Source organism: Citrobacter sp. Cpo109, assembly GCF_030332565.1.
GTDB lineage: Bacteria > Pseudomonadota > Gammaproteobacteria > Enterobacterales > Enterobacteriaceae > Citrobacter > Citrobacter portucalensis.
In genome coordinates this window covers 404,828-418,421 of the sequence record NZ_JAOWHQ010000071.1, presented here as the reverse complement: position 1 = coordinate 418,421, position 13,594 = coordinate 404,828, and the positions used below count along the sequence as shown (strand labels likewise).

The following is a 13,594-nucleotide window of genomic DNA, read 5'->3' as shown; positions in this document are numbered from 1 at the left end:
CAAAAGAAAATGTATATAAATCTTCTTGCTTACAGAACTGTGAATCATGACATGAATATAGCGTTTAAAACCGCAGACGCTATCACAGTTGGCGGATCCCCTGACGATCGGGTATAAGTAAAACAATAAGTTAACACCACTGACAGAAACGAGGTGGAGAATGCTAGAACATGTATGCCAGCTTGCACGGAACGCGGGCGATGCCATTATGCAGGTCTACGATGGAATCAAACCGATGGAGATTACCAGCAAGCAGGATGATTCTCCGGTCACGGCGGCAGATATCGCCGCGCATACGGTGATCCTCGAAGGATTACTGGCGCTGACGCCGGATATTCCGGTTCTGTCTGAAGAGGCGCCTCCTGGCTGGGATGTTCGCCAGCATTGGCAGCGCTACTGGCTGGTGGACCCGCTGGACGGGACCAAAGAGTTCATTAAGCGTAACGGTGAATTTACCGTCAATATTGCGCTAATCGAGAAAGGAAAGCCGGTTCTGGGCGTGGTTTACGCGCCGGTAATGAAAGTGATGTACTGCGCAGCAGAAGGTAAAGCGTGGAAAGAAGAGTGCGGCGTACGCAAACAAATTCAGGTTCGTGACGCGCGTCCGCCGCTGGTGGTCATTAGCCGCTCGCATGCCGACAATGAGTTAAAAGAGTATCTGCAACAGTTGGGTGAGCACCAGACCACCTCGATTGGCTCATCGCTGAAGTTCTGCCTGGTGGCGGAAGGGCACGCACAGCTGTATCCGCGTTTTGGGCCAACCAACGTGTGGGACACCGCCGCTGGCCATGCCGTTGCCGCCGCAGCCGGAGCGCACGTTCACGACTGGCAGGGGAAACCTCTGGATTACACCCCACGTGAATCGTTCCTCAACCCCGGCTTCCGCGTCTCTATTTACTGAGTAATTTGTGCAGCAGGGCAATTACCTGCTGCACCTCTTCCTGCGTTAATGCGCCATCTTTTGCCCACTGCACGCGTCCGTCCTTGTCGAGTACGACGATAGCGGAGCTCTCTTCATCCAGTTGCCAGGCTTTACGCGCAATGCCATTACTGTCGACAATGAATTGCGACCACGGGTAGAGCTTCTTATTGCTCTCCAGACTGCTGCGCACAAACATACCGGAGCCGGGAATGGCGTCATCCGTGTTGACGATAGTGGTGGTCTGGTATTTGTCGTGAGGCAGGTTGGCGGCTTTGATTGCCTCGATCAGCGTCGCATTTTTCTCTTTGGCGGAGGTGCGTCCGGCAATGTGTTGCACAATTCGCACTTTGCCTGGCAACTGCGCGCTATTCCAGCTTTTGTAGCTAAACTTATCGTTATCGAGAATCAGTTCGCCGCGATCGGCGATCCCCACCGGCGGTACGCGCTGGTCAGTCTCAAACTTATGTGCGGAGGCAATCATCGGCAGTAGCAGGCACGACAGCGCCAGCAGTTTTCGTAAGGTCATAGTTTTTCCTTCTTTCTTTTATTTTGCAGGTGATCCGACCACTTGGGTCTGGAATTTAATCATATGTGCGAATGATGCTTTTTCCCGCAAGCGCGATGCCAGTTTGCGGACGGGCGCACAAATCCTGCGAAAAATGAAGGCTTATACTGAAGACAGCGAAGCGTTGAAAAGATAATTCTGAATAATTGTAACTTGAAGGTAAATAAACTTATACACGCTGGAAACATCAACGAGATAGTCTATAGTCATAGGGCATTAAAATTTGCGCCTGAGGATTGTCGGACCGATTGTGGTACCGCAAAGGCGTAATGCTCAGCAGGAGACAACAATGAAAATTTTCCAACGATACAACCCGCTGCAGGTGGCGAAGTACGTGAAGATCCTGTTTCGTGGACGGTTATATATCAAGGATGTAGGCGCTTTTGAATTTGATAAGGGTAAGATTCTTATCCCAAAAGTGAAGGACAAACTGCATTTTTCCGTGATGTCCGAAGTTAACCGTCAGGTCTTGCGTCTGCAAACTGAGATGGCTTGATCAAAGTGCTATGCAGTAGTTAAAAAAACGGCTCCTGATGGGAGCCGTTGATGTTTCTGTAGGGCGTTAAGACGCCTTTGCCTCTTCTTTTGCATCTGGCAGTTTTGGTACCAAAACAGTAGGTTTGCTGTCCAGACGCGTCACCAGCAGCTGATCGATCTTGTAGTTATCGATATCCACCACTTCAAATTTGTAGCCTGAATACTTCACCGAGTCGGTGCGTTTCGGGATTTTACGCAGCATGAACATCATAAAACCACCAATGGTTTCATAGTTGCCAGATTGCGGGAATTCGTCGATATCCAGCACGCGCATCACGTCATCAATCGGTGTACCGCCGTCGACCAACCATGAGTTTTCATCGCGCGCCACAATCTGCTCTTCCAGACCCTGGCCTACCAGATCGCCCATCAGCGTCGTCATAACGTCGTTGAGCGTGATAATCCCCACCACCAGCGCGTACTCGTTCATGATGACGGCAAAGTCTTCGCCTGCGGTTTTGAAGCTTTCCAGCGCTTCAGAGAGCGTCAGCGTGTCCGGGACGATCAGCGTATTGCGGATCTGTACGCCGCTGTTCAGCGCCATGCTTTGGTTCGCCAGTACGCGGTTGAGGAGATCCTTTGAATCAACATAACCAATGATGTGGTCGATATCTTCGTTACACACCAGGAATTTGGAGTGCGGATGTTCCGCCACCTTGTTCTTCAGGCTTTGCTCATCTTCATGGAGATCGAACCAGATAATATTCTCGCGCGAGGTCATTGAAGACGGGACGGTACGGGATTCCAGTTCGAACACATTTTCAATCAGCTCATGCTCCTGCTTGCGCAGAACACCCGCCAGCGCACCCGCTTCGACCACGGCGTAAATGTCGTCCGAGGTGATGTCATCTTTACGCACCATTGGGATCTTAAACAGACGGAAAATGTTGTTTGCCAGACCGTTAAAGAACCATACCAGCGGGCGGAAGACCAGCAGGCAGAAGCGCATCGGGTTGATGATACGCAAAGCCACAGCTTCTGGCGCAATCATACCGATGCGTTTCGGGGTTAAATCCGCGAACAGGATGAACAGGCCAGTAACCAGCGAGAACGACAGAATAAAGCTTAACTGTTCGGACAGCTCTGGAGTGAAGTACTTCGAGAAAAGGCTGTAAAACGCCGGGGAGAATGCTGCATCACCGACGATACCGCCGAGAATGGCGACCGCGTTAAGGCCAATTTGCACGACGGTAAAAAACATGCCGGGGTTTTCCTGCATCTTCAAAACACGTTGTGCGTTTACGTTGCCTTCATCGGCAAGCAGTTTAAGTTTTATTTTGCGTGATGCAGCAAGCGAGATCTCAGATATCGAGAAAAACGCACTCACGGCGATCAGGCAGAGAATGACTAAAATACTGTTTAACATATCTTATCCGACCGTTCAGGTCAGATCCTCGGAAGGGAGAAGTTGATAAATCCGTGTGAAATACACATTGAAAACCGGCTCGTGGAAGTGAGCCGGTAAATTCAGAAGCTAGTATAGCGTAAGGCACTGTAAAGTCGCCAGAGGGGGAAATTATCCTTGTGGCGGCAGGCAAACACCAATACCACCAATGCCACAATATCCGTAAGGATTTTTGTGCAGATACTGCTGGTGATCGTCCTCGGCATAATAGAACGGGGTTGCCGTAGTGATTTCCGTAGTAATGGTGCGCTCGTCGCCTGCGGCGGTCATTGCTGCCTGAAAACGCTCAAGGCTGGCCTGTGCGGCGGCGGTTTGTTCCGGCGTTAACGGGTAAATGGCGGAGCGATACTGCGTGCCCTGGTCGTTCCCCTGACGCATGCCTTGAGCCGGGTCGTGATTTTCCCAGAACACCTGCAGCAGTTGTTCGTAGCTGATAACATGCGGGTCATAGACGATGCGTACCGCTTCGGCATGCCCGGTATCGCCAGAACACACTTCCCGATAGGTTGGGTTTGGGGTGTAGCCGCCGGTGTACCCGGCCGCCGTGCTGTAGACCCCTGGCAATGACCAAAATAAACGCTCAACGCCCCAGAAGCATCCCATGGCGAAATAAGCTATCTCCATACCGTCGGGCACATTGGTCATCGAATGTTGGTTAACCGCATGCAGCGTTGCCACTGGCATCGGGGTGTTGCGTCCAGGTAGCGCATCTGCTTGAGTAACAAGATGCTTTCTATCAAATAAACTCACGGCCGTTCTCCCGAAATCAGTCATTTGGGTTAAGGTTGTAACGAGACGCGTCTTTGCCCACAATAAACGGCGTGAATACGTCTAGAGTTAAACATAAGAAATATTTGGGTTGTCGTCTGTTTTTCAACTCTTATTGTTGATTTTTTGTTAAGCCGAGGAACGGCATAGTATTTTTTTCCAGGGGTGGGAAAAAAGGATATTCAGGAGAAAATGTGCCACATATCCGTCAGTTATGTTGGGTGGGATTACTGTGCTTAAGTGGATCCGCCGCCGCCGCGAATGTTCGCTTACAGGTCGAAGGATTATCAGGACCGCTGGAGAAAAACGTCCGTGCGCAGCTGTCCACGATTCAAAGTGATGAAGTCACTCCAGACCGACGCTTTCGTGCGCGCGTTGATGATGCCATCCGCGAAGGGCTAAAAGCGCTGGGCTACTTTGAGCCGACCATTGATTTTGAACTGCGTCCACCGCCGGCGAAAGGCCGCCAGGTGCTGATTGCCAAAGTGACCCCCGGCGAGCCGGTGCTGATTGGTGGCACTGAGGTGATTTTGCGCGGTGGCGCGCGTACGGATAAAGATTATCTGGATCTGCTGAAAACGCGCCCGGCAATCGGCACCGTGCTGAATCAGGGGGACTATGACAACTTCAAAAAGTCACTCACCAGCGTGGCGCTGCGTAAAGGTTATTTCGACAGTGAATTTAATAAAAGCCAGCTTGGAATAGCGCTTGAGCGTCGCCAGGCGTTCTGGGATATCGATTACAACAGCGGCGAACGCTATCGCTTTGGGCATGTCACTTTTGAAGGCTCGCAAATTCGCGATGAGTATCTGCAAAATCTGGTGCCCTTTAAAGAAGGTGAAGAGTACGAGTCGAAAGATCTGGGCGAACTGAACCGTCGTCTGTCGGCGACCGGATGGTTTAATTCCGTGGTCGTCGCACCGGAGTTTGATAAAGCCCGCAAAACCAAAGTGCTGCCGCTGAAAGGCGTGGTCTCACCGCGAACCGAAAACACCATCGAAACCGGGGTCGGCTATTCAACTGACGTCGGGCCACGGGTGAAGACCTCGTGGAAAAAGCCGTGGATGAACTCCTACGGCCATAGCCTGACGACCAGCGCCAGTATCTCGGCGCCAGAGCAGGTGCTTGATTTCAGCTATAAAATGCCGCTGTTAAAGAACCCGCTGGAACAGTATTACCTGGTACAGGGCGGCTTTAAGCGTACCGATTTAAACGACACCGAGCAGGATTCTACAACGCTTGCGGTTTCCCGCTACTGGGACCTCTCCAGCGGCTGGCAGCGCGCGATTAACCTGCGCTGGAGCCTCGACCACTTTACCCAGGGTAACGTCACCAACACCACTATGCTGCTCTATCCGGGCGTGATGATCAGCCGGACGCGCTCACGCGGCGGCCTGATGCCTGTCTGGGGCGACTCTCAGCGTTATTCCATTGATTACTCCAACACGGCCTGGGGTTCAGACGTTGATTTCTCCGTCTTCCAGGCGCAAAACGTTTGGATCCGCACGCTGTACGACAGGCATCGCTTTGTGATGCGCGGCAACCTCGGCTGGATTGAAACCGGAGACTTCGACAAAGTACCGCCGGACCTGCGTTTCTTTGCCGGGGGCGATCGCAGTATTCGCGGCTACAAATACAAATCTATTTCGCCGGAAGGCAGCGACGGCAAGCTGAAAGGGGCCTCTAAGCTGGCAACTGGCTCGCTGGAATACCAGTACAACGTGACCGGTAAATGGTGGGGCGCGATGTTTGTCGATAGCGGTGAAGCGGTCAGCGATATTCGCCGAAGCGATTTCAAAACCGGTGCCGGGGTCGGCGTACGCTGGCAATCACCAGTGGGACCTATCAAGCTCGACTTTGCCGTCCCGGTCGGCGACAAAGATGAACATGGTTTACAGTTTTACATCGGTCTGGGGCCTGAATTATGAGTTTATGGAAGAAGATAAGCCTCGGCGTGCTGATTTTTATCCTGCTGTTGTTAGGCTCGGTGGCGTTCCTCGTCGGTACCACCTCGGGCCTGCATCTGATCTTCAAAGCAGCTAATCGGTGGGTTCCGGGTCTGGAAATTGGTCAGGTCACCGGCGGCTGGCGGGATCTATCACTGAAAAATATTCGCTACGACCAGCCAGGCGTGGCGGTGAATGCTGGTGAAGTGCATTTGGCCGTGGGGCTTAACTGTCTGTGGGACAGCAGCCTGTGCGTCAACGATCTGGCGCTGAAAAACATCAACGTGGCAATCGACAGCAAAAAGATGCCGCCATCCGCGCCGGTAGAGGAAGAAGAGAGCGGTCCGCTTAATCTTTCCACGCCTTACCCCATCACGCTTTCGCGCGTGGCGCTGAACAACATCAATATCAAAATCGATGACACCACGGTTTCAGTGCTGGATTTTACTTCCGGCCTGAACTGGCAGGAAAAAACGCTGACGTTGAAGCCAACGTCATTACAGGGGCTGCTGATTGCTCTGCCTAAAGTGGCGGAAGTGGCACAGGAAGAGGTTGTCGAACCGAAGATTCAAAACCCGCAGCCGGATGAAAAGCCGCTCGGCGAAACGCTAAAAGATCTGTTCTCAAAGCCGGTACTGCCGGAAATGACCGATGTCCATCTGCCGCTCAATCTCAATATTGAAGAGTTTCGCGGCGAGCAGCTGCGCGTGACTGGGGATACGGATTTAACGGTACATAGCATGCTGCTGAAAGTGAGCAGCATAGACGGCAACATGAAGCTCGACGCGCTGGATATCGACTCGAATCAGGGAACGGTAAAAGCCAGCGGCACGGCGCAACTGACCGACACGTGGCCGGTTGATATTACGTTAAACAGCACGCTAAACATCGACCCGTTAAAAGGCGAAAAGGTGAAGCTGAAGGTTGGCGGCGCGCTGCGCGAACAGCTGGAAGTCGGCGTCAATCTGTCTGGTCCGGTGGATATGGACCTGCGTGCGCAGACGCGCCTGGCAGAAGCCGGATTGCCGCTCAACATTGAGGTGGTGAGTAAGCAGGTTTACTGGCCGTTTACCGGTGAGAAACAGTTCCAGGCCGATGACATCAAGCTCAAACTGACCGGCAAGATGACCGACTATACGCTGTCGATGCGTACCGCCGTGAAAGGTCAGGATATTCCTCCGGCTATTATCACGCTGGACGCCAAAGGCAACGAGCAACAGATCAATCTCGATAAACTCAGCGTTGCGGCGCTGGAAGGGAAAACTGAGCTGAAAGCGCTGGTGGACTGGCAGCAGGCGATCAGCTGGCGCGGGGAGCTAACGCTGGATGGTATCAATACCGTGAAAGCGATCCCGGACTGGCCGTCAAAACTGAATGGCCTGGTGAAAACGCGCGGCAGTCTGTACGGCGGAAGCTGGCAGATGGAGGTTCCGGAGCTGAAGCTGACCGGCAACGTGAAACAGAACAAGGTCAATGTGAACGGTTCGCTGAAGGGGAATAGCTACCTGCAGTGGACGATCCCGGGCCTGCATCTGGAGCTGGGACGTAACAGTGCGGACGTAAAAGGCGAACTGGGGGTTAAAGACCTTAACCTCGACGCGACGATTGATGCCCCAAGCCTGGATAACGCGCTGCCGGGGCTGGGCGGTACGGCGAAAGGGCTGGTAAAAGTTCGCGGTACGGTTGAAGCACCACAGCTGCTGGCGGATATTACCGCCCGTGGTCTGCGCTGGCAGGAACTTTCCGTTGCTCAGGTGCGCGTCGAAGGCGATGTGAAATCGGCCGAGCAAATCGCCGGTAATCTCAACGTTCGCGTAGAGCGGATTGTACAACCTGACGTGAATATTGGTCTGGTGACGCTCAACGCCAAAGGCAGTGAAAAGCAGCATGAGCTGCAGTTACGCATTCAGGGTGAGCCGGTTTCCGGGCAACTGGATCTTGCCGGGAGCTTTGATCGCAAAGAACAGCGCTGGAAAGGAGAGTTAAGCAATACCCGTTTCCAGACGCCGGTCGGTCCGTGGTCGCTCAACCGGGCTATCGCGCTGGATTATCGTAATCAGGAACAGAAAATTAGTATCGGGCCGCACTGCTGGAACAACCCGAATGCGGAGCTGTGCGTACCACAAACCATTGATGCCGGTGCAGAAGGTCGCGCGGTGGTGAACCTTAACCGCTTCGACCTGGCTATGCTAAAACCGTTTATGCCGGAGACAACCCAGGCCAGCGGTGTGTTCACTGGCAAAGCTGATGTGAGCTGGGACACCACCAAAGAGGGGCTGCCACAGGGGCAGGTCACCCTGAGCGGACGTAACGTCAAGGTCACGCAAAGCGTGAATGATGCCTCGCTCCCCGTAGCGTTTGAAACGCTGAATCTGACCGCCGACCTGCACAATAACCGTGCCGAGTTGGGCTGGCTGATTCGTCTGACCAACAACGGGCAGTTTGACGGGCAGGTGCAGGTAACGGACCCGCAAGGGCGTCGTAATCTGGGCGGTAACGTCAATATTCGCAACTTCAATCTGGCGATGGTGAACCCCATCTTCTCGCGCGGTGAAAAAGCGGCAGGGATGATCAACGCCAACCTGCGGCTGGGCGGAGATGTGCAAAGCCCGCAGTTGCTCGGACAGCTGCAACTGAGCGGTCTGGATATTGACGGTAACTTCATGCCGTTTGACATGCAGCCAAGCCAGTTAGCTGTTAACTTCGCCGGAACACGCTCAACGCTGGCGGGCGTGGTGCGTACGCAGCAGGGCGAAATTAACCTGAGCGGCGATGCCGACTGGAGTCAGATAGACAACTGGCGGGCGCGCGTTGCGGCTAAAGGCAGCAGGGTACGTATTACCGTACCGCCGATGGTCCGCCTGGATGTATCGCCGGACGTGGTCTTTGAAGCTACACCAAGCCTGTTTACTCTCGATGGCAACGTGGATGTGCCGTGGGCGCGTATCGTGGTACATGACCTGCCGGAAAGCGCGGTTGGGGTTTCCAGCGATATGGTCATGCTTAACAACAATCTGCAGCCCGAGAAACCGCAGACCGCCGGTATTCCGATCAACAGCAACCTGAACATCCACGTTGGTAACAACGTGCGTCTTGACGCCTTTGGTCTGAAAGCGCGTCTGACGGGCGATCTGAAAGTGGTGCAGGATAAGCAAGGTCTGGGGCTTAACGGGCAAATTAATATCCCGAGCGGTCGCTTCCACGCCTATGGTCAGGATCTGATTGTGCGTAAGGGCGAGCTGTTGTTCTCCGGTCCGCCGGATCAGCCGTTGCTCAACATCGAAGCGATTCGTAACCCAGATGCCACCGAAGACGATGTGATCGCTGGCGTTCGCGTCACCGGTACCGCCGATGAACCGAAGGCGGAGATCTTCTCCGACCCGGCAATGTCGCAGCAAATGGCGCTTTCCTACCTGCTACGTGGACAAGGGCTGGATAGCGAACAGAGCGATAGCGCAGCGATGACTTCAATGCTTATTGGTCTGGGGGTTGCACAAAGTGGTCAGGTTGTGGGTAAAATCGGGGAGACATTTGGCGTAAGCAATCTGGCACTGGACACGCAAGGGGTGGGCGACTCATCTCAGGTGGTTGTCAGCGGATACGTACTGCCAGGTCTGCAGGTGAAATATGGTGTGGGTATATTTGACTCCTTAGCGACACTCACGCTACGTTATCGTCTGATGCCTAAGCTATATCTGGAAGCAGTGTCTGGCGTAGATCAGGCACTTGATTTGCTCTATCAGTTCGAGTTTTAGCAATGCGAATATTTGTCTACGGCAGTTTACGAACCAAACAAGGCAACAGCCACTGGATGACCAATGCCCTGTTGCTGGGAAATTTCAGTATCGATAACTACCAGTTGTACAGCCTGGGCCACTATCCAGGCGCGGTTCCGGGAAATGGAACAGTACACGGGGAAGTTTATCGTATTGATAACGCCACGCTGGCAGAGCTTGACGCTCTGCGTACCCGCGGCGGTGAATACGCACGCCAGTTAATTCAAACGCCGTACGGAAGTGCATGGATGTACGTGTACCAACGTCCGGTTGATGGCTTAACGCTGATTGAAAGCGGTAACTGGTTAGACAGAGACCAGTACTGATATATCGCCTACCAGAATAAACAACGCCGCCTTCGGGTGGCGTTGTTTATTAAAGGCTTAAAACTCCACGCGCGCGCCGAGGTTATAGCGGCGTCCTTCCACCTGCGCGGATTCATTCCATGCAGTCGTCAGTTTCGGATCCTCATCCAGCACGTTGTAGATCCCTGCCATCAGCTGCGTGTGCTTATTGAGCTTATAACGTACGCCTACGTCGACCATCGTGTAGTCATCATACTTATAGTTATTGCCGCTGTTGCGGTTACTGCTGCGGTAATTCACCGTACTCCATACGTCCAGACTCTGCGTTGCCGCCCAGTTCAGCGACAGGTTCGCCATATGGCGCGGATAATCGTTGAGCGCGTAGCCTTTGTTTACGCCGCTTTTCTGTTCGCTGTGGTTCCAGGTGTAGTTAGCGTTGGCTTTCACATCTGCGCTAATCTGCCAGTCGGCATTCAGTTCTATACCGTACACGTCCGCCTTGCTGACGTTGAAGTATTTACTGACGGAGTCCGCCTTGTAGCCATTCACGGAGCACTGATTCGTCGATGTGGTTTCGCAAATGGTTTGTTCAGCAATTTTGTCTTTGAACTGCGTATAGAAGACGGTGCTATCCAGCGACAGCGCATTCCCCGTCCAGTAGAGGCCCAGCTCAGAGTTAACGCTTTGTTCTGGTTTCAGATCGTCGTTACCGACGGTCAGGAAGGGATAAGGTACAGTCGAGCCGTATGGGGTGACAAAGTCGCTGGATGTCGCACGCAGCTCAGGTTTTTTATAACCTGCGGAAACGCCGCCCTTCAGCGCCCAGTCATTGCTGAAGGCCCAGTTACCGTACATTTTCGGCGTAATATGTGTGCCAAAGTTATCATCCTGGTCCATACGCGCTGATGTGGTCAGGATGAAGTCGTCAATGCTCCAGCCGTCTTCAGCAAACAATGCCCAACCGTTACGGCTGATTTTTGTCACTGGCTCAGATCCGGGCAGCGTTTTGTTGGCCACATCAAAGCGGTCATTCAGCTCTTCGCGGGTGAAATTCGCCCCAACGGTCAGTTTATGGTTGTCGAGCGTGAAGGTGGTTTGCGAATTGGCGACGTAGTTCTCCATCTGCACATACTGCGGCGACTGGCTGTCATAAACGTACTTTGAACGGCCTTTTTCATAGTTTATGTAGTTGGTCGTTGCGATGGTGTCGTCGGCATACCAGCCGGTATGCGTTAGGGTGGCGGCGTTACGATCGAACAGCCATGACCACGGCGCGCCGCGCTTCTGGGTACGGTTTTTCTCCTGCTCACCGGTGACCACATTGAGGTCGAACAGGTTATTTTCGCTAGCGGCCAGGCCCAGCGTCATATCAACGGATTTACGGTTGTGTTTGCCGAAATAGTTATTGCGATCGTCATCGCGACGGTCGAGCCAGTCGGCCGCTACGCTAAGGCCGAGAACATCGGGCACAATCGGCCCCATGGTAAACAGATTCATCTGGCTGGTATTACCCAAATACTGGTGCTCCTGAAGCCAGGTATTGGCGGCAATTGCCGTTGTCCACTCTGTTGCACCATACGGTTTTTTGGTAATAACGTTGACCACACCGCCGATGGCATCTGAGCCGTACAGCGAGGACATGGGCCCGCGGATAACTTCGATACGCTCAATGGCCTCCATCGGCGGTAAGAAGTTGGCTTCAGTACCGATGTCATGCCCGTAAGGGCGAGATTCACCGGTATTTTGTTTGACGCTGTTGACCATAAACGCGGTATAGGACGGGTCCATGCCGCGGATCATAATGCTGCCAGCGTTCATGCCGCTGCTGTTAGTGACCGAGACGCCAGGAAGGTTTTTAATCGCTTCACCAATGCTACGGTCCGGCTGAATATCCAGCGTTTTACGATCGATAACGGAAATGGTGGCTGGCGCTTCGCGCTTTTGCTGCGAGAACCCGGATGCGGTGATCACCATTTCATCTTCGCTATTGCGTGAGGTTTCGGTGAGTTCTTCTGCCTGAGTGGGGAAAATAACACCGCCTGAGAATGCAACGATCCCTGTCAGCGTAATAAGTTGACGCGTTTTCATAATATAGACACCTGAAAAGTAAAAAATAAAAGCATCACCTTGCAGCCCAGAAAAGCTGCAAGGTGTCAGAAGCGTTTTTAATTATTAATATTTGGAGAGGTCGATTTTCAGCACGTAGTCGGGCTTCACACCTGCCATTTTTTCCGGCTGTTTGACGCTGACATACAGGGTGTTGGCATCAGACGAGAGCGCCAGGCTGTTAGGTAACGCATTGGTTTCAATGCTTTGTTTTACCTGATAAGTCTTGCTGTCCACAATGCTGATGCGTTTTGCATTTCGGTGGGTGATATACACTTCCTGGCGTTTTTCGTTATATATCACCGCCAGCGAGTTGATAACCTTAATGGGGGCAATAACCTTACCGGTATTAATATCAACAACCAGTACATCCGCTAAATCAGGATCGGTCAGGAATGCGCGATTATTTTTTGCATCCAAAGCAATATTCAGGAAAAAATGTTTTTTGCCTGGCTCAATGCTAAAGCGGCTAATAATTTGATGGTTGGTGGTATCCAGTGTAATAAGTTCGTTGCGGCCATTTACGACATACAGGCGGTTCTTATTTGCATCGACGGCCATGCCGGTCGGATACTGGCCCATGTTTTCAAGGGTAGCGATTTTCTCGCGCTTTTGCGTATCCACCACCCAGACAATGCCTTTTTCAGCCACGCCGGAAACGTACAGGCGGTGATGCTGTTTATCGAGCACCATTTCGCGGGTATGGACAATTTCTTTCGGGTTTTTGGCTTCGCTCAGTTGCAGTATCGCCAGCTCTTTACCGCTGCGGGTATCAATGAGTGTGACGGAACCCTCCAGCGTGTTACCCACGTACAGCACCTGATTTTCTTCATCCAGGGCAGTGGCAAAGGCACGACGGCTGGTTTCGATAACTTCAGTCGTGGTGAGTTTCTCCAGATCGAGTTTATAGATAAGCCCGCTGGTTTTATCTTTATCAAACGACGGCGACGAGGCAGCAAAAAGCGCATTCTGCTGGCTATCAACCGCCAGTTCATACACGCCGTTGCCAACGTCGCGGGTCAGAAAATCTTTCTCAGGTAGCGTCTGTGCCACGCTGGACAGGCTGGTAAATAACAGTGCTATGGCGAGAGCCACGCAGGAATAGCGTTTCAGGGACTTCACATTGTGGAGGTTCATTGACTTTTATTCACATTTATTTACATGCTGAGAATGATAATGAGATCTAATCTCATTCGCAATTAACATAAATGAAATGTGACTACCCAATCTGGTAGGTCAAAAAGAAAACAGCGAAGGGGAGGGG

General features: G+C 52.6%; 10 protein-coding genes. 5 read left to right on the top strand and 5 right to left on the bottom strand.

Features of this window, described 5'->3' with window-relative positions; genetic code table 11:
* The first annotated feature begins 160 nt into the window (after positions 1 to 160).
* Positions 161 to 901, top strand: coding sequence for a 3'(2'),5'-bisphosphate nucleotidase CysQ (gene cysQ / locus OGY71_RS22615; RefSeq protein ID WP_003830423.1), 741 nt, complete (start codon positions 161 to 163; stop codon positions 899 to 901).
* On the opposite strand, the gene OGY71_RS22610 is transcribed toward cysQ, so the two are convergent.
* Positions 891 to 1,448 carry a YtfJ family protein gene (locus tag OGY71_RS22610; protein ID WP_003830421.1) on the bottom strand — a complete coding sequence of 186 codons (558 nt, stop codon included), beginning with the start codon at positions 1,446 to 1,448 and terminating at the stop codon, positions 891 to 893. The two genes, cysQ and OGY71_RS22610, sit on opposite strands and share 11 nt — an antisense overlap.
* A gap of 328 nt (positions 1,449 to 1,776) precedes the next feature.
* On the opposite strand from OGY71_RS22610, the gene OGY71_RS22605 reads away from it, so the two are divergent.
* A complete protein-coding gene (locus tag OGY71_RS22605) occupies positions 1,777 to 1,983 on the top strand; it encodes a DUF1107 domain-containing protein (RefSeq protein ID WP_003025710.1) in 207 nt (68 codons plus the stop codon).
* A gap of 66 nt (positions 1,984 to 2,049) precedes the next feature.
* Here the strand turns inward: OGY71_RS22605 and paeA are convergent, their stop codons facing one another.
* Entirely contained in the window at positions 2,050 to 3,390 is a 1,341-nt protein-coding gene (gene paeA / locus OGY71_RS22600) for a polyamine export protein PaeA (protein WP_003830418.1), read from the bottom strand.
* Positions 3,391 to 3,540: 150 nt separating this feature from the next.
* Positions 3,541 to 4,179 (bottom strand): peptide-methionine (S)-S-oxide reductase MsrA, encoded by a 639-nt coding sequence (gene msrA / locus OGY71_RS22595; RefSeq protein WP_003830412.1) that lies wholly within the window; start codon positions 4,177 to 4,179, stop codon positions 3,541 to 3,543.
* 212 nt (positions 4,180 to 4,391) lie between these two features.
* On the opposite strand from msrA, the gene tamA reads away from it, so the two are divergent.
* From tamA to OGY71_RS22580, 3 genes are read left to right on the top strand one after another with little or no spacing between them, the layout of a single operon-like run.
* Positions 4,392 to 6,125, top strand: coding sequence for an autotransporter assembly complex protein TamA (tamA, locus tag OGY71_RS22590; RefSeq protein WP_003025718.1), 1,734 nt, complete (start codon positions 4,392 to 4,394; stop codon positions 6,123 to 6,125).
* Positions 6,122 to 9,898 (top strand): autotransporter assembly complex protein TamB, encoded by a 3,777-nt coding sequence (gene tamB, locus OGY71_RS22585; protein ID WP_191221903.1) that lies wholly within the window; start codon positions 6,122 to 6,124, stop codon positions 9,896 to 9,898. The genes tamA and tamB overlap by 4 nt, the downstream gene beginning before the upstream one ends.
* Positions 9,899 to 9,900: 2 nt before the next feature.
* Positions 9,901 to 10,245, top strand: coding sequence for a gamma-glutamylcyclotransferase family protein (locus tag OGY71_RS22580; protein ID WP_003025723.1), 345 nt, complete (start codon positions 9,901 to 9,903; stop codon positions 10,243 to 10,245).
* A gap of 57 nt (positions 10,246 to 10,302) precedes the next feature.
* On the opposite strand, the gene OGY71_RS22575 is transcribed toward OGY71_RS22580, so the two are convergent.
* The gene (locus tag OGY71_RS22575) at positions 10,303 to 12,312 is read right to left on the bottom strand and encodes a TonB-dependent receptor domain-containing protein (RefSeq protein ID WP_286613743.1); all 2,010 of its coding nucleotides are present in this window, start codon (positions 12,310 to 12,312) and stop codon (positions 10,303 to 10,305) included.
* 84 nt (positions 12,313 to 12,396) lie between these two features.
* Positions 12,397 to 13,467, bottom strand: a complete 1,071-nt coding sequence (yncE, locus tag OGY71_RS22570; protein ID WP_003830402.1) for a 7-bladed beta-propeller protein YncE — start codon at positions 13,465 to 13,467, stop codon at positions 12,397 to 12,399.
* Positions 13,468 to 13,594: the final 127 nt, after the last annotated feature.